23 protein-coding genes and 1 pseudogene are annotated in these 16872 nt (G+C 73.1%); 17 read left to right on the forward strand and 7 right to left on the reverse strand.

Features of this window, described 5'->3' with window-relative positions:
* Window positions 1-49 precede the first annotated feature (49 nt).
* Window positions 50-868, forward strand: a pseudogene (locus ABZ193_RS05870) (IS481 family transposase); the annotation flags it as partial.
* A 5-nt stretch (window positions 869-873) separates the two neighbouring features.
* Here the strand turns inward: ABZ193_RS05870 and ABZ193_RS05875 are convergent.
* The 4 genes from ABZ193_RS05875 to ABZ193_RS05890 are packed head-to-tail and all read right to left on the reverse strand — an operon-like array spanning window position 874 to window position 4447.
* Complete coding sequence (locus ABZ193_RS05875) at window positions 874-1236, reverse strand: hypothetical protein (RefSeq protein ID WP_354709071.1); 363 nt, start codon at window positions 1234-1236, stop codon at window positions 874-876.
* Window positions 1237-1264: 28 nt separating this feature from the next.
* Window positions 1265-1681 carry a TIGR03668 family PPOX class F420-dependent oxidoreductase gene (locus tag ABZ193_RS05880; RefSeq protein ID WP_354709072.1) on the reverse strand — a complete coding sequence of 139 codons (417 nt, stop codon included), beginning with the start codon at window positions 1679-1681 and terminating at the stop codon, window positions 1265-1267.
* Window positions 1671-2528: an LD-carboxypeptidase gene (locus ABZ193_RS05885; protein ID WP_354709073.1), complete on the reverse strand. Its 858-nt coding sequence runs from the start codon at window positions 2526-2528 to the stop codon at window positions 1671-1673. The genes ABZ193_RS05880 and ABZ193_RS05885 overlap by 11 nt, the downstream gene beginning before the upstream one ends.
* Window positions 2525-4447, reverse strand: coding sequence for a prolyl oligopeptidase family serine peptidase (locus tag ABZ193_RS05890; protein ID WP_354709074.1), 1923 nt, complete (start codon window positions 4445-4447; stop codon window positions 2525-2527). The genes ABZ193_RS05885 and ABZ193_RS05890 overlap by 4 nt, the downstream gene beginning before the upstream one ends.
* A 76-nt stretch (window positions 4448-4523) precedes the next feature.
* On the opposite strand from ABZ193_RS05890, the gene ABZ193_RS05895 reads away from it, so the two are divergent.
* The 12 genes from ABZ193_RS05895 to ABZ193_RS05950 all read left to right on the forward strand — a co-directional run bounded on the left by ABZ193_RS05895 (window position 4524) and on the right by ABZ193_RS05950 (window position 10251).
* Window positions 4524-5102, forward strand: a complete 579-nt coding sequence (locus tag ABZ193_RS05895) for a DUF3090 domain-containing protein (protein WP_020417938.1) — start codon at window positions 4524-4526, stop codon at window positions 5100-5102.
* 2 nt (window positions 5103-5104) lie between these two features.
* The gene (locus ABZ193_RS05900; protein ID WP_345069588.1) at window positions 5105-5908 is read left to right on the forward strand and encodes an SCO1664 family protein; all 804 of its coding nucleotides are present in this window, start codon (window positions 5105-5107) and stop codon (window positions 5906-5908) included.
* 3 nt (window positions 5909-5911) lie between these two features.
* Window positions 5912-6199 (forward strand): CPCC family cysteine-rich protein, encoded by a 288-nt coding sequence (locus tag ABZ193_RS05905; RefSeq protein WP_354709076.1) that lies wholly within the window; start codon window positions 5912-5914, stop codon window positions 6197-6199.
* A 127-nt stretch (window positions 6200-6326) separates the two neighbouring features.
* A complete protein-coding gene (locus ABZ193_RS05910) occupies window positions 6327-6890 on the forward strand; it encodes a sigma-70 family RNA polymerase sigma factor (protein WP_354709077.1) in 564 nt (187 codons plus the stop codon).
* Window positions 6881-7432 carry an Asp23/Gls24 family envelope stress response protein gene (locus ABZ193_RS05915; RefSeq protein WP_354709078.1) on the forward strand — a complete coding sequence of 184 codons (552 nt, stop codon included), beginning with the start codon at window positions 6881-6883 and terminating at the stop codon, window positions 7430-7432. The genes ABZ193_RS05910 and ABZ193_RS05915 overlap by 10 nt, the downstream gene beginning before the upstream one ends.
* Before the next feature lie 11 nt (window positions 7433-7443).
* A complete protein-coding gene (locus tag ABZ193_RS05920) occupies window positions 7444-7797 on the forward strand; it encodes an Asp23/Gls24 family envelope stress response protein (RefSeq protein WP_354709079.1) in 354 nt (117 codons plus the stop codon).
* Window positions 7794-8090: a hypothetical protein gene (locus ABZ193_RS05925; protein WP_020417932.1), complete on the forward strand. Its 297-nt coding sequence runs from the start codon at window positions 7794-7796 to the stop codon at window positions 8088-8090. Before ABZ193_RS05920 ends, ABZ193_RS05925 begins: the two co-directional genes overlap by 4 nt.
* Window positions 8091-8148: 58 nt before the next feature.
* Complete coding sequence (locus tag ABZ193_RS05930) at window positions 8149-8601, forward strand: Asp23/Gls24 family envelope stress response protein (RefSeq protein WP_354709080.1); 453 nt, start codon at window positions 8149-8151, stop codon at window positions 8599-8601.
* Between the two features lies 1 nt (window position 8602).
* On the forward strand, window positions 8603-8779 hold the full coding sequence (locus ABZ193_RS05935) for a hypothetical protein (RefSeq protein WP_020417930.1): 177 nt from the start codon (window positions 8603-8605) through the stop codon (window positions 8777-8779).
* A 4-nt stretch (window positions 8780-8783) separates the two neighbouring features.
* On the forward strand, window positions 8784-9155 hold the full coding sequence (locus tag ABZ193_RS05940; RefSeq protein WP_354709082.1) for an Asp23/Gls24 family envelope stress response protein: 372 nt from the start codon (window positions 8784-8786) through the stop codon (window positions 9153-9155).
* The gene (locus ABZ193_RS05945; RefSeq protein WP_354709084.1) at window positions 9152-9682 is read left to right on the forward strand and encodes a DUF6286 domain-containing protein; all 531 of its coding nucleotides are present in this window, start codon (window positions 9152-9154) and stop codon (window positions 9680-9682) included. Before ABZ193_RS05940 ends, ABZ193_RS05945 begins: the two co-directional genes overlap by 4 nt.
* The gene (locus ABZ193_RS05950; RefSeq protein ID WP_354709085.1) at window positions 9679-10251 is read left to right on the forward strand and encodes an alkaline shock response membrane anchor protein AmaP; all 573 of its coding nucleotides are present in this window, start codon (window positions 9679-9681) and stop codon (window positions 10249-10251) included. The genes ABZ193_RS05945 and ABZ193_RS05950 overlap by 4 nt, the downstream gene beginning before the upstream one ends.
* 20 nt (window positions 10252-10271) lie before the next feature.
* On the opposite strand, the gene ABZ193_RS05955 is transcribed toward ABZ193_RS05950, so the two are convergent.
* From ABZ193_RS05955 to ABZ193_RS05965, 3 genes are all read right to left on the reverse strand, one after another.
* Entirely contained in the window at window positions 10272-10991 is a 720-nt protein-coding gene (locus ABZ193_RS05955) for an SGNH/GDSL hydrolase family protein (protein WP_354709087.1), read from the reverse strand.
* Window positions 10992-11140: 149 nt separating this feature from the next.
* Complete coding sequence (locus ABZ193_RS05960) at window positions 11141-11977, reverse strand: helix-turn-helix domain-containing protein (RefSeq protein ID WP_354709088.1); 837 nt, start codon at window positions 11975-11977, stop codon at window positions 11141-11143.
* A 79-nt stretch (window positions 11978-12056) separates the two neighbouring features.
* Window positions 12057-12437 (reverse strand): helix-turn-helix domain-containing protein, encoded by a 381-nt coding sequence (locus tag ABZ193_RS05965; RefSeq protein ID WP_020417924.1) that lies wholly within the window; start codon window positions 12435-12437, stop codon window positions 12057-12059.
* A gap of 199 nt (window positions 12438-12636) precedes the next feature.
* On the opposite strand from ABZ193_RS05965, the gene ABZ193_RS05970 reads away from it, so the two are divergent.
* The 4 genes from ABZ193_RS05970 (at window position 12637) to ABZ193_RS05985 (ending at window position 16799) form a co-directional block, all read left to right on the forward strand.
* A complete protein-coding gene (locus tag ABZ193_RS05970; RefSeq protein ID WP_354709089.1) occupies window positions 12637-14100 on the forward strand; it encodes a DHA2 family efflux MFS transporter permease subunit in 1464 nt (487 codons plus the stop codon).
* Complete coding sequence (locus ABZ193_RS05975; protein WP_354709090.1) at window positions 14081-14890, forward strand: DUF3097 domain-containing protein; 810 nt, start codon at window positions 14081-14083, stop codon at window positions 14888-14890. Before ABZ193_RS05970 ends, ABZ193_RS05975 begins: the two co-directional genes overlap by 20 nt.
* Before the next feature lie 75 nt (window positions 14891-14965).
* The gene (locus tag ABZ193_RS05980; RefSeq protein WP_354709092.1) at window positions 14966-15397 is read left to right on the forward strand and encodes an NfeD family protein; all 432 of its coding nucleotides are present in this window, start codon (window positions 14966-14968) and stop codon (window positions 15395-15397) included.
* Between the two features lie 28 nt (window positions 15398-15425).
* Window positions 15426-16799: an SPFH domain-containing protein gene (locus ABZ193_RS05985; RefSeq protein WP_354709093.1), complete on the forward strand. Its 1374-nt coding sequence runs from the start codon at window positions 15426-15428 to the stop codon at window positions 16797-16799.
* Window positions 16800-16872 lie beyond the last annotated feature (73 nt).

Genomic DNA, 16872 nt, shown 5'->3' on the forward strand with positions numbered 1-16872 from the left:
GGCGAAGACCTCCGTGTGGGGTGAAGGTGCTTGACGCCTTTCCCGCACAAACGGGCACAAGTGGATCCGCCGGTTCCGGGAGGAGGGCGAGGCCGGGCTGGCCGACCGTCCGAGTCGCCCGCACACTTCACCGACCTGAACGTCTGCGGAGGTGGAGCGCGAGGTCCTGCAGGTGCGGCAGGACCGCCGGCTCGGCCCCGCCAGGATCGCCGGCGTCCTGGACGTGCCGGCCTCGACCGTGCATCGCATCCTGGCCCGTAATCGAATGCCGAAGTTGGCCTGGCTGGACCGTCCCACCGGCGAGCCGATTCGCCGTTACGAGCGGGACCGGCCGGGCGAGCTGGTCCATGTCGATGTGAAGAAACTCGGCCGGCTGCGCGAGGGCGGCGGCTGGTGGGCGCACGGTCGCGGCAGTGATCAGCACAAGGCCGCCCGTCGCGCGCCCCGAGTGGGGTTTGAGTTCGTGCACTGCGCCGTCGACGATCACTCCCGGCTGGCCTACGCCGAGATCCACCCCGACGAAACCGCCACCACCTGCGCCGACTTCCTCCGTCGCGCCGCCGCCGTGTTCGCCGCCCACGGCATCCCCGCCATCGAACCAATCATGACCGACAACGCCCTGGCCTACCGCCGCTCGCATGCCTTCCGCACCGCGGTCACCGACATCGGCGCCCACCAGCGCTTCACCCGCGCCTACCGCCCCCAAACCAACGGCAAAGCCGAACGCTTCAACCGCACCCTCGCCGAAGAATGGGCCTACGCCCAACCCTTCACCAGCTCACACGAGCGCACCGCCGCCGTACCCGACTTCCTCCACAACTACAACCACCACCGAGCCCACACCGCCCTCAACGAGCAGCGTCAGTAGCACAACTAGCCGCCCAGTTCGCCGGTCAGCGACATCGTTCCGCCGCCGTCGGAGCCGGCGCTGGCGCTGCTCGTCAGCGGCTGCCCGTCGACCTCGATCGAGGCGGACAGGTCGTGCTCGCCCGCCGGCTGGATCAGCAGCTGGAGCTGCTGCGTCCCCTCGGCGGGCAGCGTGAACGACTTCGTCCACGGCGGGGTGATGCCCTCGTCCCGCACCGAGTTCCGGCCGTCGGTCTTGTACTCGATCCACGCGATCTGCCCGGTGCCGGTGACCTCGTAGACGATGGTGTGCGGCTCCTCAGGCTCGCCGGAGCAGGCCGCCGCCAGCACGAACACCGGGACCATCGCCGCCGCGCGCAGGGTTCTCATGCGCCGATCGTAGAGATCACGCCACCGCTCAGCGGCCGGTTTGGCCGGTTCCTGCCCAACCGCTCCACCGGGTCACGCGGGTGCGCACCACCGGTCCCTCCGGCGGCCGCTCCGCGTACTGCGGGTACTTCGCCACCAGCAGCGGCACCGGCCCGGGCTCCTCGACCGTCGCCGTGCCGTCCGCCCGCGCCCACCACAACCGGGTCCAGTCCTCGTCGTAGGCGTCGGCCAGGAACGCCACCGCCGGGTTCGCCGCGATGTTCGCCAGCCGCCGCAGCGCGTGCGTCGACTTCGGCTTGTGGTCGACCGCGAACACGATCTCGTCCCCGGACACCGCGAACGTCACCGGCACCAGGTGCGGCTGTCCCTCCGCCGACACGGTCGCCAGCCGCGCCACCCTGGCCGCCACGAACCGCGCCCGCGCCTCCGCCGGATCAAGCCGCACCCGTCACCACCCGCAGCGCCTCCGTCTCCAGCACCGCCTCGACCCCGAGCGGCACCGTCAGCGACCCCTCGACGTGCCCGAACGGCACCCCGGCGAGCACCGGCACCCCCAGCGGCGCCAGCCGGTCCAGCATCAGCGCGCGCACCTGCCCGGGGTCGCCGCACTGGGTCCACGTGCCCAGCACGATCCCGGCCACGCCGTCGAACCAGCCGGAGCGCAGCAGCTGCGTGAGCATCCGGTCCAGCCGGTAGACCGGCTCTGTCACGTCCTCCAGCACCACGATCGCGTCCCGCGCGCCGCCCTGCTCGGGCGTGCCGACGCTGGAGGCGAGCAGGCTCAGGTTCCCGCCGGTCAACCGGCCCCGCGCGGCGCCCGCCACCAGCGCCTCGGTTCCGGGCAGCGTCACCGGTCCCGGCTCGAACAACGCGCGGCGCAACCCCGCACCGCCGGCGTCGTCCCAGTAGTCACCGGCCGGCATCGGTGAGAACAGCGTGGGCAGGCCCAGGTGCTGGTGGATCGCCGCGTGCAGCGCCGTCACATCGCTCGAACCCGCGAACACCTTCGCCCCGGCGCCCCGCAGCGCGGGCCAGTCGAGCAGGTCCAGCATCCGCTGCGTGCCGTAGCCGCCGCGCGCGGCGAGCACCGCGTCCACCTCCGGGTCCAGCCACGCCTCGGTGAACAGCTCCGCCCGGGCCGCGTCGGTGTCGGCCAGGTAGGAGGCGTGCCGCGAACCCGGCTTGACGAGGTTGCGCACCCGCAGCCCCCACGAGCCGAGCACGGAAAGCGCCCGCTCCAGCCGCTCCGGGGCGACCGGCCCGGCGGGCGCGACGAGGGCGACGGTCTTCACGAGCGCAGCTCCAGCTTCGGCACCCCGGGCGTGGCGAACCCGAACACCTGCCCGTAGAACGACAGCTCAGCCTCCAGCGCGGCGATCATGGTCTCGGCGCGCCGGAACCCGTGCTGCTCGCCCTCGAAGGTCAGGTAGGCGTGCGGGATGCCGCTGCCGGACAACGCGGCGACGAACCGGTCGGCCTGCTCGGGCGGGCAGATCTGGTCGTCGAGCCCCTGCAGGAGCAGCACCGGCCCGGCCAGCCGCCCGGCGTGCCGCAACGGCGACCGCTCCACGTAGCGCTCGCGCGTCTCCGGCAGCGGCCCGACGAGCCCGAGCACGTACTGGGACTCGAAGTCGTGGGTCTCGCCGCCGTCGCCGGTCCACTCGGCCAGGTCCAGGATCGGGTACTTGATCGTCGCCGCGCGGTAGGTGGTCACGCTCGTCATGGACGCGGCCGAGGTGTAGCCGCCCGCGCTGCCGCCGCGGATCGCCAGCCGCGCCGGGTCGGCGGTGCCCTCGGCCGCGAGCGCTTCGGCGACGGCGGCGCAGTCCCGCACGTCGACCACGCCCCACTGTTCCCGCAGCCGTTCCCGGTAGGCGCGCCCGTAGCCGACCGAGCCGCCGTAGTTGACCGCGACGATCCCGATGCCGCGGCTGGTGAAGTAGGCGAAGTCCAGGTCGAGGTCGCCGGACACGCGCCCGGTGGGGCCGCCGTGGACGTGCACCAGGTAGGGCGGGCGCTCGCCCTCGGGTCCGGTGAAGCCGGGATTGGTCGGCGGGTAGACGTAGGCCGGGATCGGCACGCCGTCCGGACCGGGGAACACCCGCTCCCGCGGCACCGGCAGGTACTCGGGCGGCGGCAGCGGGTGCGCGGGCGGGGTCAGCTCGGTCACCGCGCCGCTGCCGAGGTCGACGTGCACGACGGCGCTCTCGTGACGCGGTCCGGCGGCGATGCCCGCGACCCCGGTGCCGTGCCGCGCCAGGGTCGCCGCCCAGCTCGTCAGGTGCTCCGCGACCGGCGTGACCGTTCCGCTGTGCTCGTCGAGCACGGCCAGGCGGCCGGAGTCGAGCACGGCGTGCCTGCCGCCGCCCAGCGGCACGAACCAGTTCGACCCGATCTTCCACAGTGGCCCGCCCAGCTCCCGCTCTCCCGGTACGAGCGCCGTGGCCGTCCCGTCGAGCCCGATCCGGTGCAGGTTCCACCAGCCGTCCGGGTCCATCAGCGCCAGCAGCGTGCCGTCCCCGGCCCACTCCACCTGGCAGACCGACACGCCGGGCCCGCCGGCGAGCACCCGGTGCGGGCCGAACCCGCCGGGCCGCACCTCGGCCACGCACAGCTCGGTGGAGTCCCACGGCATGTCCGGGTGCTCCCAGCCCAGCCACACCGCGTGGCGGCCGTCGGGCGACAGTTGCGGCGCGGTCAGGAAGTGGTGGGTCGCCGCCAGCGGCACCACTTCGCCGCCGGTGATCGACACCAGGTCGCGCCGGATGTCGGTGCGCCGCGGCCCGGTGCTCGTCTCGCGCACCGCCCACACCGCGCCGTCCGGACCGGGCCGGAGGTCGCCGTACCGGACGCCCTGCGGCACGTGTGGCTCCGGTGTGACCGGAACCACCTCGCCGCTGTCCAGGTCGCGCGCGTACACCCGCTGGTCGTCCCAGTGGGTGAAGAACAGGGTTCGGCCGATCACCAGCCACGGCCGTCCGCCGTACTCGTGCACCCGGTTCCGGGCGTTCCACGGCGGCGGCAGCATTTCCTCCGCACCGTCCTGACCAGCGCGGACGAGCGTCAGCCTGCCGCCCTCGGCCGGCCGGGCCTCGGCCCACCAGACGGCGTCGCCGACGACGTCGAGCCACTGCGCGCCACCGCCCGCGGCGGCGACGTCGGCGGCGGAGATGGGGGAGGTCCAGGTGCCGTACGGCGCGGTTTCAGCCACCGCCGCACTCTAACTAAGATGCAAGCGGGGGCGGCGGATGCCGATCATGAAACGGTGGCATAGGGTCGGGGGTGCCATGGCTCGTGTAATCCACGTCTTCCGCCAGCCCGACCGGTTCGTCGCAGGGACCGTCGGGGAACCGGGCGACCGCACTTTCTACCTGCAGGCCACCGAGGACGTCCGCACGGTGAGCGTGACGATCGAGAAGCAGCAGGTGCAGGTGCTCGCCGAGCGCCTGTCGTCGCTGCTCGAGGAGATCGTCGCGCGGTTCGGCGCCGAGGTGCCCGAGACCGTGCCCGACGACCTCGTCGACGTGGACCCGCTCGAGGTCCCGGTCGAGGAGGAGTTCCGGGTCGGCACGATGGGCCTGGGCTGGGACGCGGAGACCAGCGCGGTCGTGATCGAGCTGCTCGCGATGACCGAGGGCGAGGTCGACGAGACCGTCGTGCTCGACGACACCGAGGAGGGCCCGGACGCGGTGCGCGTGTTCCTCAGCCCCGCCGCGGCGCGGGCGTTCGCCGAGCGCGCCGACCGGGTCGTGCGCGCCGGGCGGAAGCCGTGCCCGCTGTGCGGCGAGCCGCTGGACCCGGAGGGCCACATCTGCCCGCGGCAGAACGGCTACCGGCGCAACACCGACCTGGCCGACGAGAGCTAGACGTGGCCCCACCGGTCGGTCCAGCCGATCCGCAAGCCAGGGAGTTGCTCACGCGCGGCCGCCTGACCGTGGAAGGCCGCCTGGTCGACGCCTCCAACGTCACGCTGTTCTGCTCGGTCGAGCTGAACGGGCTCTCCGCGCAGGCGGTGTACAAGCCGGTGTCCGGCGAGCGGCCGCTGTGGGACTTCCCGGACGGCACGCTCGCCGGCCGCGAGGTCGCCACCGCCCTGCTGTCCGAGGCCGCCGGCCTGGGCCGGGTGCCGCCGACGGTGCTGCGGGACGGCCCGTTCGGCGAGGGCATGGTGCAGCTGTGGGTGGAGACCGGCGACGAGGAGCTGATCGACGTCCGGTCCCCGAAGGACGTGCCGGACGACTGGCGCATCGTGCTGCACGCCCACGACCGGGCCGGTGAGCCCGCGGTGCTCGCGCACGCCGACCACCCGGGCATGCGGGACCTGGCGGTGCTGGACATCATCGCCAACAACACCGATCGCAAGGGCGGGCACGTGCTGGTCGGCACGGACGGCACGGTGTACGGCGTCGACCACGGCATCTGCCTGCACGCCGAGCCGAAGCTGCGCACGGTGCTGTGGGGCTGGGTGGGTGACCCGCTGCCCGCCGAGACGCTGGAGAAGCTGCGCGCGCTGCCGGAGAAGATCCGCGGCGACCTGGGCGAGCAGCTCGCGCCGCACCTGACGAAGCTGGAGATCAGCGCCATCGCCGAACGCGCGGAGATGCTCGTGGCGACGGGCGTGTTCCCCGAACCCGGCGACGACTGGCGCGCCATCCCCTGGCCGCTGTTCTGACCCATGACGTGGCTCGACGTGCGCCGGCCGGAGGCCGCCGGCCGCTGGCCGTGCCCGTGTTGCGGCTACCTGACCCTCCGGGAACGCGGCGTGTTCGAGATTTGCCCCGTGTGTTTCTGGGAGGACGACGGCCAGGACGTGCACGACGCCGACGAGGTGCGGGGCGGGCCGAACGGCCGTCTGAGCCTGACGCGAGCGCGCCGCAACTTCGGAACGTTCGGCGCCGTATCAGAGACGGCACTCGGCCACGTGCGCCCGCCGCGCGATGAGGAACATCCCCTCAAGCGCTGATCCACCAATCCGGTGGCCCCACTCACCCGAACTCGTGACGGAACGGGGCGTGAGCTTTCGCCGTGCCCCGTGTCTGGCCTAGTGAATCGGGTGCGAACACGGGGAGGCTGCGCATGGGCGGGATGCCGTGACGGCCGGGACCGGCCTCGGCGAGGTCCTGGACGACGCGACGCTGGTCGCGCGGGCGCGGGACGGGGACGTGCGCGCCTACGAGCAGCTGGTGCGCCGCTACCAGGGTCCGATGTACCGGCTCGCGCTGCGCATGCTCGCCGCCGCCGGCGACGCCGAAGACGTGGTGCAGGAGGTGTTCCTGACCGTCTGGCGCCGCCTGGAGCAGCTCCAGGACGACAGCGCCTTCGTCGGCTGGCTGTACCGGTCGACCACGAACCGCTGCCTCAACGTGATCCGCGCCCGCCGCCCGGTCACCGACGTCGACCCGGACGACACCGAAACCCCGCGCGGCGACGCCCGGCCCGAGCGCGCCGCCGAGGTGAGCGCCCAGATGGCCGCCCTGACCACGGCGCTGGCCGGGCTGACCCCGGAGCAGCGGGCCTGCTGGCTGCTGCGCGAGGTGCACGGCCGGTCCTACGAGGAGATCGCGGAGGCCGTGTCGGCCTCGCCCACCGCGGTCCGCGGGCGCATCGCGCGGGCTCGCGCGCAACTGGCGGAGGTGATGCGGCCATGGCGCTAGACCAGACCACCCACGACCTGCCGTGCGGCCGGGCGCTGGAGGACGTGTGGGACCGCCTCGACGCGGTCACCGAGCACGACCTGACCTGCCCGCACTGCTCGACCGCCCGCGGCAGCCTCCTCGCGCTGCGTGACGCGACCCGCGAGCTGGCGGCCGACGAGACGCAGCCCTCGCTGGACCTGACCGGCAGGATCATGGCCGCGGTGCGCGCCGACGTGCGCCGCCACCGGGGCATGGTGCCGCTGTCCGCGCCGGAGCCCGGGACGCTCGAGGTGAGCGAGCAGGCGGTCGCGGCCGTGCTGCGGTTCACCGCCGACGAGACGGACGGCATCCGCGCCCGCCGCTGCCGGGTGATCGCCGGCGGGATCGAGGACGGGCAGACCCTGATCGAGGCCGAACTGTCGGTGGCCGCCGCCTACCGCGACGACCTCGCCGAGGTGCTGGCGCGCCTGCGGGACCGCCTCGCCGCCGCCTGCTCGTCCGCGATCGGGGTCCGGCTGGTGCGGCTGGACCTGACAGTCGACGACCTCTACGACCGCTGAGGGGGGAACCGGTGCACGTGGAGTGGCACGTCGAGGACGCCGTGGTGGCGTCGGTGGCCGCGCACGCCGCCAGGGCGGTGCCGGGTGTGGCCCGGCTCGAACCGGGGGTGGCCGGGCTGGTGCGCGGCTGGGGCCGGTCCCGGTGGCAGCAGGTCAAGGGGCTCACGCCGGCGCCCGCGGACGGTGTCGGCGTGCGGCGCGCGGGGGACGACGTGGAGGTGTGGGTGGGCATCGCCACCCGCGCCGGCGCGCAGGCCGCCGCCGTCGCCAGGGCGGTGCAGCGCGAGGTGCGCGCCCGGCTGGTCCGGGACACCGGCGTCGAACCCGGCCGGGTTTCGGTGACCGTGCTGGACGTCGTCCGATGACCGCCCGCGCCGAGCACGTCGAGGCGATCCTGACCGCTTTGTCCGAAGTGGACGGGCTGCGCCCGGCCGCGCCCGCGGTGCGGCCGGTGGCGTCGTGGAACCCGGCCGCGCTGGCGGTCGACCTGACACCCGAGGTCGTGCGCGTGCGCCTGGTCGCCACGGCGCTGCCGCTGCCGCCACGGCTGCGGCTGGCGGGGGACGCCGTCGCGAAGGCGCTGGTGGGAAGCGCTTACACGGAGGCGGTCATCCGGCTCGTGGTGACCGATGTGGACGGATCCGCGTTCGGCGCGTGAGGTTCGCACGCCTGCGGTGTCGAAGAAGTGGGAACACCAACCGGAAAGGGGAGAGAAGATGAGCACCGGAACAGAGGAGAAGGCCGCCGCGGTGAGCAAGCCGGCGACGAGCTCGCTGGTGACCAGCCAGGGCACCACCACGATCGCGAGCACGGTGGTGCAGAAGATCGCCGGGCTGGCGGCGCGGGAGATCCCGGGCGTGTACGACCTGGGCGGCGGCGCGGCGCGGGCGTTCAACGCGCTGCGCGAGCGGATCCCGGGCGCCAGCGGCAGCGTCGGCCAGGGCGTGTCGGTGGAGGTCGGGGAGAAGCAGGCCGCGGTGGACCTGCAGATCGTGGTCGAGTACGGGGTGTCCATCGCCGACCTGGCGCAGGCGGTGCGGGCCAACGCGATCGGCGCGATCGAGCAGATGACCGGGCTGGAGGTCGTCGAGGTCAACATCACCGTCAACGACGTGCACCTGCCCGGCGACGACGAGCCGCAGGGCGGCGCGCCCGCGCGGGTGCAGTGACGTGAGCGCCACGATCGCCGGTCTGCTGACCGGGCTCGTCCTCGGCCTGGCCGCCGCGTTCGGCGGGTTCGGCGCGTTCCTGATCGTCGCCGTGCTGGGCGCGCTGGGCCTGCTGGTCGGCCGGGTGCTCGACGGCAAGCTCGACCTGTCCCAGTTCACCGACCGCGAGCGGAGGTGAGCCGGTGACCGTCGAAGCGCGGGAGCGGCGCGGCACCACGGTGGTGGCCGACCGGGCGGTGCAGCGCATCGCGGAACAGGTGATCACCGGGCTGGACGGGGTCGGCGGCGCGGCCCGCCGGGTGCTCGGCGTCGCCGTGGGCAGTGGTGATCCGGAGCAGCCCGCCAACGTCACCGCCCGCGTGCGGGACGGCCGGGTCAGCCTGGCGGTCGAGCTGTCGGTCGGCTACCCGGCGCCGGTCGCCCGCACCACGCGGGCGGCGCGGGAACGGCTGGTCCGGGAGGTCGGCGAGCTGACCGGGCTGGTCGTGGAGCGGGTGGACATCACGGTGACCGCGCTGCACAGCGACCGGTCGCGGGAGAGGAGCCTGTCATGATCCGCCGGTCCCGGCGCAGCCTGCTGGCCTCGGTGGTGGCGCTGGCCGGGGTGATCGCGTGCGCGCTGGTGGCGACCAGCGCGGTGCAGCTCCTGCTGGGCGAGCGGCCGGTCCTGGACTACGACGCCGTCGCGGCCCGGCTGCACGCCACGCGCTGGGAAGCGCTTCCCGTGGCGATCGGCGGCGGGGTGCTCGCCGCGCTGGGCCTGGTGGTGCTGCTGGCGGCGGTGCTGCCCGGCCGCGCGCTCGTACTGCCCCTGTCGGGGGGAAGCAGTGCGCCGGTCAAGGCCGGGGCGAGCCGCCGCAGCATCACCGGCAGCCTGCGGTCGGCGGCCGAGTCCGCCGACGGGGTGGAGTCGGCGAAGGTGCGGCTGCGGCGGCGCAGTGTGACCGCGAGGGTGCGCGGCAGCCGGCTGGCCGCCGACGACGTGGCGGGCCAGGTGCGGCGAGCGGTCGAAGACCAGCTGGACCGCATCGGCCCCGCGCGGCGGCCGCGGGTGAAGGTGCACGTGAGGAGCACGCCATGACCAGCCTGAACCGTCCCGCCCGGCTCAACCGGACGCTGCTCGCGGTGATCGGGCTCGCCCTGCTCGGCGCGGGCGGGTTCGCGCTGGCCACCTCACTCGGCTGGCTGACCGTCCTGGACCGCACCGCGCCGCTCGTGCCCGGCGACGACCGGCCGCCGACCTGGGTGCTGTACGTGACCGTGGTGGCGGCCGTCGTGCTGGGCCTGCTGTTCCTGCGGTGGCTGGCCGCGCAGGCGATGCGACGGCCGAAGACGCGAACCTGGCGGCTGGAAGACGATCCCGCGCACGGGGTGACGAAACTGTCCGCGGACGCGGCCGTCGCGCCGTTCGAGTCGGAGATCGCGGCCTACCCGCAGGTGCGCTCGGCGGACGCGACGCTGTCCGGCCCGCAGGACCGGCCGACGCTGCTGGTGACGGTGACCGCCGAACCCGGCACGGACCTGAGCGCGCTGCGGGAGCACATCGCCGACGACGGCGTGGCCCGGCTGAAGCAGGCGCTCGACCTGGCGGAACTGCCGTCGGTGATCGAGTTCCGCATCGCCGCGGAAGCCGCCGTCCGGGTGATCTAGACGGCGCGTGACGGAACCGGCTACGCGCTCGGCGTCAGCAGACCGGCGTCGATGACCTCGGCGATGAGGGCGGCGCCGCGGCTGTTCTGGTGGATGTGGTCGGTCGTGAGCACGAGACCTCGCCGCCGCGAGATCGTGTCGAGGCTGCGGCGCAGCACCGCGCGCTGGACGAGGACGCCGACAGCCGCCGCGGGCGTCACCTCCCGGTACGGAATCGGCGGCGGGTCCGCTTGGCGCAGTTCCTCGACCTGGCGTTCGTGGAGCGGAAGGTAGGCCACCTCGTTGGTGGCGGCGACCTCGGCGATCATCCGGGTGTACGCCAGGGACGCCTGTGCCGCTGCTCCGTCGAGTTGCTGGCCGAGTACCGGTATCGACAGCAGACCGATCGTCGCGTCGGTCTCCGCCCGCAGCCGTGCGACGACGGCTCCCAGGCACTGTCGGAACCAGCCCGCCGACGGGCGACCGGGGAGCCGTTTGCGCTTCATGGCCTGCTCGACGGGATAGCCGGGAAGGCTCGCCCGGGCGTCGTTGGTCCCGATCAGCACGGTGATCACATCGGGTGGGTTCCTGACGACGGCATCGAGGCGCAGCAGGAGGTTGTGGGCGAAGTCGCCGTTGACGCCGAAACGGGCGAGCTGCACGTCACCGGGAGCGTGACGTCGTCCGAGAAGATCCAGGTAGTCGACGCTGAACTGCGCGCGGGTGAGGCTGTCGCCGAGGCAGGCGATGCGGGCCGTCACGGCGCTTCCTCCGGGCTGGGCGTGCCGACGCCTCCGTGGACCTGGTCCACGGCCTTGCGTTCCGGGTTGACGAGTCTCATGCCGACGATCGTCCACGACAGCTTTCGGGCAGTCTTGAAGAAAAGAGAACAGAAGCCGGTGGGCTGGGGCTACCCGGCTCCGAGGAGGACTTCGCTGCGGCGCCAGGCCGTCGGCGACCGGCCCGTGAACTCGCGCCAGTCACGAACGAGGTGGGCCTGGTCGGCGAAGCCCGAGACGGTTGCCACCTCGGCCCAGGAGAGCGGGTTCTGCTCCGCCGCCAGTTCGTGCGCGTGCTCGAAGCGCAGGACCCGGGCGAAGGTCTTCGGCGACAGGCCCACCTCACCGCGAAACCGCTCGCTGAGGTACCGCCGGCTCCAGCCGAGTTCCGCCGCGACCGCCCCGACCTGCACGCAACCCCGCGCGGCGACGAGGCGGCGCCACGCCTCGGCCACCTCGGGGCGCGCCCAGCGCACCTGGTCGCCGCAGGCGCCACGGCCGACGGCCCGGAGGAGCAAATCGTCCAGCGCGGTGAACCGCGCCGCCCATGTGGTCGCCGACCGGAGCCGGTCGACCAGCTCGACCCCAAGCGCTCCGAGAAGCTCGTCAAGGGGGACCAGCCGGTGGGCGAGCTCGGCGGCGGGCATGCCGTAGATGGCCCTGGCCCCGAGCGGGGTCAGCGACACCTGAACGCCTTGCTGACGTCCGTCGTGGTGAATCGCGACGGACCGGCACATCAGACCACTGGCCACGCTGTCGAATCGGGTGACCGGCGACCCGTCGTCAACGCCCGCCGCCACCTCCAAGGGATCTGACAGGCTGATCACCGCAGTGAGCGCGCGGCCGGGCGGGCCGCAGTGCACGCCCGTCGGGAGCCCGCGGAGGTCGAAGCCGACATACGAGTCGACGTACTCGCGCAGGGCGGGCGCCGGACGTGCGCCGATCCCGGTGGCCGCGCGGTCCTCCATTTCGGCAGTGTACGAGCCCCCAGCCCAGGAAGATCGCCATCCAAGGCTGCCGTGGCTGATGCGAGGAGGCTCGCGGTCCCTAGACGGGCGCCGGGGTCTGCTGCTCGTCGTAGGCGCGGCGGGCCGCGGCGATCTCGCCCCGGTACTTCTCCGCCCACGAGGTCAGCCCGACCAGCGTCTGGTGCAGCTCGCGCGCCATGTCGGTGAGCGTGTACTCCACCCGCGGCGGCACCGTCGGGTACACGGTCCGCACCAGCAGGCCGTCGCGCTCCAGTTTGCGCAGCGTCAGCGTCAGCATGCGCCGGCTGATGCCCTCCACCTCGCGCTCCAGCTCGGTGAAGCGGACCGGGCCGTGCGCGGCGGTGACCAGGATGCCGATCGCCCACTTGCCGGCGACGTGATCGAGCACCTCGACGATGGGGCAAGCCTCGGTGACCGGGGAAGCGGTGTCAGCAGCCATACCTGGATGGTTCCACGTCCGCCCCTCAGTTACCACCCGTTCCCCAAGCGGATCGTGACCTCCCTCACAGGGCCACCGGCGGGACCAGGAGTGGTACATCGATGTGCCTCTGGCACAGGGAACTGCCTTCTTCCCGGCACGACTACGGGCTCACATCATTGCCCCAGTTACAAATCGTGCCCCTTTGGAGGTCAAGGCCATGTCCCTCGATCAGCCGGCAGCCCGCTCGCGGTGGCCCGCGCTCGCCGTGCTGTCCGCGCAGACGCTCATGATCGTGCTCGACCAGACGATCGTGAACGTCGCCCTGCCCGCGATCCGCGACGACCTCGGCTTCACGCCGTCGAACCTGTCCTGGGTCGTCAACGCCTACCTGATCCCCTTCGGCGGGCTGCTGCTGCTCGCCGGGCGCCTCGGTGACCTGGCCGGCCGCCGCCGCGTCTTCCTCGCCGGGATGGCCGTGTTCACGCTGGCCTCGCTGCTCGCCGGGTTCGCCTGGAACCCGGAAACCCTGATGGCCGCGCGGTTCCTGCAGGGCGCCGGTGGCGCCGCGTCGACCGCCGTCGCGCTCGGCATGGTCGTCCGGCTGTTCCCGGAGCCGGCCGAACGCGCGAAGGCGCTGGGCACGTTCAGCTTCGTGCAGGCCGCAGGCGGTTCGATCGGCAGCATCGCCGGTGGCGTGCTGACCCAGGCGCTGAGCTGGCACTGGATCTTCCTGATCAACCTGCCGATCGGCCTGGTCGCCGGCGCGGTCGCGCTGCGGGTGCTGGAGAACGACCGCGGCCTCGGGCTGCGTGCCGGAGCCGACTGGCTGGGCGCGGTGCTGGTGACCGCCGCGCTGATGCTCGGCGTCTACACCATCGTCGAGGTCGAGTCCCACGGCTGGGCGTCGGCCCACACGATCGGCTTCGGCGCCGTGTCGCTGGTGCTGCTGGCCGCGTTCGGCGTGCGCCAGGCCCGGACCCGCGACCCGCTGCTGCCGCTGCGCATCTTCGCCTCGCGTGGCCTGACCGGGGCGAACCTGACGATGGCGCTGCTGGTGTCGGCGATGTTCGGGTTCCAGTTCCTCGTCGTGCTCTACCTGCGGCAGGTGCTGGGGCTGAGCGCCCAGGCGACCGGGCTGGCGATGGTGCCGATCGCCGCGACGATCGCGGTCGTGTCGCTGGTCTTCTCGCCGCGGCTGTCCACCCGCTTCGGCGACTACAAGGTGCTGCTGGCCGGGCTGCTGGTGATCGGCGGCGGGCTGGCCTGGCTGGCCCGGGTGCCCGCCGACGGCGGCTACGCGACCGACGTGCTCGGGCCGACGGTGGCGATGGGCCTCGGGTTCGGCCTGGCCATGCCCGCACTGATGGGACTGGGCATGCGGGACGCCGCCGCCGAGGACACCGGTCTGGCCTCCGGGCTGTTCAACACCACCCAGCAGGTGGCGGGCGCGCTGGGGCTGTCGGTGCTGGCGGTGCTCGCCGCGACCCGCACCGAGTCGCTGACCGGGGTGCGGACCGAGGAGGCGCTCACCTCCGGCTACCACCTCGCCTTCTGGGTGGGCACCGGTCTCGTGGCCGCCGCGCTGGCCGTGGCCGCGGTGATGCTGCGCCCCGGCGTGGCGGCGCGACGAACGGGTGAACCCGGCGCTACCGTCCCGGACCGTGCGCTCCCACAGCTATGACGACATCCTCGCCGGCCCGCGCAGACGCAAGATCCCCGAGGTCGTGGCGGAGCGCGGGCTGGTGGTCGAGGAACCGGGAAGCGGTTTCTGCGGCGCGGTGGTCCGGTTCGAGCACGGCAACGTCGTGCTGGAGGACCGCCACGGCCGCCACCGCGTCTTCCCGCTGGAGCCCGCCGGGTTCCTGCTCGAAGGCAAGCCGGTGACGCTGGTGCGGCCGAAGGCCGCCCCGCCGTCACCGGCTTCGGCGCGTTCGGCGTCCGGGTCGGTGAAGGTGCAGGGGCTGCGGGCCCGCACCGCGCGCCACTCCCGCATCTGGGTCGAGGGCAAGCACGACGCCGAACTGGTGGAACGCGTGTGGGGGCACGACCTGCGCGTCGAGGGCGTCGTCGTGGAGCCGCTGGACGGTGTGGACGTGCTGGCCGAGGCGATCGAGGAGTTCGGCACCGGCCCCGGCAGGCGGCTGGGCGTCCTGGTCGACCACCTGGTGCCGGGCAGCAAGGAATCCCGCCTGGTGGACGCGATCCGCGACGAGCACGTGCTGGTCACCGGCCACCCCTACGTCGACGTGTGGCAGGCGGTGAAACCGTCCGCGGTCGGCATCCGGGAATGGCCGGTGGTGCCGCGCGGCACGCCGTGGAAGGAGGGCGTGTGCGCGGCGCTGGGCTGGGGCGAGACCTACGAGGGCTGGCAGCGGGTGCTGGCCGCGGTGAGCAGCTTCCGCGACCTGGAGACGCCCCTGATCGGCGCCGTCGAGCGGCTGATCGACTTCGTGACCGACCCGGAAGGCTGAATCCGGCAGGTCACGCGGAGATCACTTCGGGTTGTCCGCTGGTCGCGAGCGGTCACCTTCTGCCACGATGGGCGCATGACACCGGCGCTCGTCTGGCTGATCGTCGCCATCGTCCTGATGGCCGCTGAAGTGCTGTCCGGCGACTTCTTCCTGCTGATGCTCGGCCTCGGCGCGTTGTTCGGGGCCGGCGCGGCGCTGATCACCGGCAACATCGTCATCGACGCGGTCGTGTTCGCGATCGCGTCCGGCGCGCTGATCTTCCTGGCCCGGCCCGCGCTCAAGCGCCGGTTCCTCACCGGGACGGGTCACCGCACCAACACCGAGGCCCTGATCGGCGCCAGGGCCGTGGTCGTGTCCGTTGTGGACGGCCACTCCGGGCGTGTCAAGCTGGCCGGCGACGTGTGGTCCGCACGGTCCATCGCCGACGGTCAGCGAATCGAACCCGGCACGACCGTGACCGTGGTAGAGATAGCGGGCGCCACGGCCGTGGTGGCGCCCGAGCCGTAACCACAACCTGCATATCGGGAGAGCGATCTTGGGAACCGCAGCGATCATTGTTGTCGCGGTCATCGCCCTGTTCGTGATCGTGACGATCGCGAAGGCGATCATGGTGGTCCCGCAGGCCCAGGCCGCGGTGATCGAGCGGCTGGGCAGATTCAAGTCGGTCGCCTCGCCCGGCCTGAACTTCCTGGTGCCGTTCCTGGACAAGGTGCGGGCCCGCATCGACCTGCGCGAGCAGGTCGTGTCGTTCCCGCCGCAGCCGGTGATCACCGAGGACAACCTGACGGTGTCCATCGACACGGTCGTCTACTTCCAGGTGACCGACGCGCGCGCCGCGGTGTACGAGATCTCCAACTACATCGTCGGTGTCGAGCAGCTGACCACCACGACGCTGCGCAACGTGGTCGGCGGCATGACGCTGGAGCAGGCGCTGACCTCCCGCGACCAGATCAACAACCAGCTGCGCGGCGTGCTCGACGACGCCACCGGCCGGTGGGGCATCCGCGTGGCGCGGGTCGAGCTCAAGGCGATCGACCCGCCGCCGTCCATCCAGGACTCGATGGAGAAGCAGATGCGCGCCGACCGGGAGAAGCGCGCGATGATCCTCAACGCCGAAGGTCAGCGGGAAGCGCAGATCAAGACGGCGGAGGGGCAGAAGCAGTCGCAGATCCTCGCCGCGGAGGGCGCCAAGCAGGCCACCATCATGGCGGCCGAGGCGGAGCGGCAGTCGCGGATCCTGCGGGCGCAGGGTGAGCGCGCGGCCCGCTACCTGCAGGCGCAGGGCCAGGCCAAGGCGATCGAGAAGGTGTTCGCCGCGGTGAAGGCGGGCAAGCCGACGCCGGAGGTGCTGGCCTACCAGTATCTGCAGACGCTGCCGCAGATGGCGCAGGGCGACGCGAACAAGGTGTGGCTGGTGCCCAGCGACTACGGCAACGCGCTGCAGCAGTTCGCCCGGGCGTTCGCCAAGCAGGACGCCGACGGCGTGTTCCGGTACGAGCCGGCCGAAACCGACGGGGCCGAGCCGCCCACCCTGGACGACGAAGAGGTCGCCAGCTGGTTCGACACCTCCACCGACCCGCGGATCGCCGAGGCGGTGCGCGAGGCCGAGGCGGTGGCGCGGCAGGAGGTGCCCGGCCCGCTGTCGCACCAGCCGCAGCCGCCGGCTCCGCAGGCGACCAGCGCGCTGCGCGGCAACCCGGTGACCGAGGAGGCGCAGGAGGCGCCCGCCATGGAGCCCCCGGTGGCGCCGGAGCCGATCTCGCCGCCGACCACGCCGCAACCGCAGTTCCCCACGGCGGGCGGACAGCAGGGCCAGCTGCCGACCCGCAGCCCCGGCCAGCACTACGGCAACCCGCCGCGGCCGCAGTACCCGCCGCAGCAGCCGCCACCCGCGCCGCCGCAGCAGTAGTCCCACTCGGGGGCCGCACCGGAATCCGGTGCGGCCCCTTTTCTTTTGCCCGCGGACCGGGTGCCACGCTCGG

Source organism: Amycolatopsis sp. NPDC006125 (assembly GCF_040614195.1).
Classification (GTDB): Bacteria; Actinomycetota; Actinomycetes; order Mycobacteriales; family Pseudonocardiaceae; genus Amycolatopsis_E; species Amycolatopsis_E tucumanensis.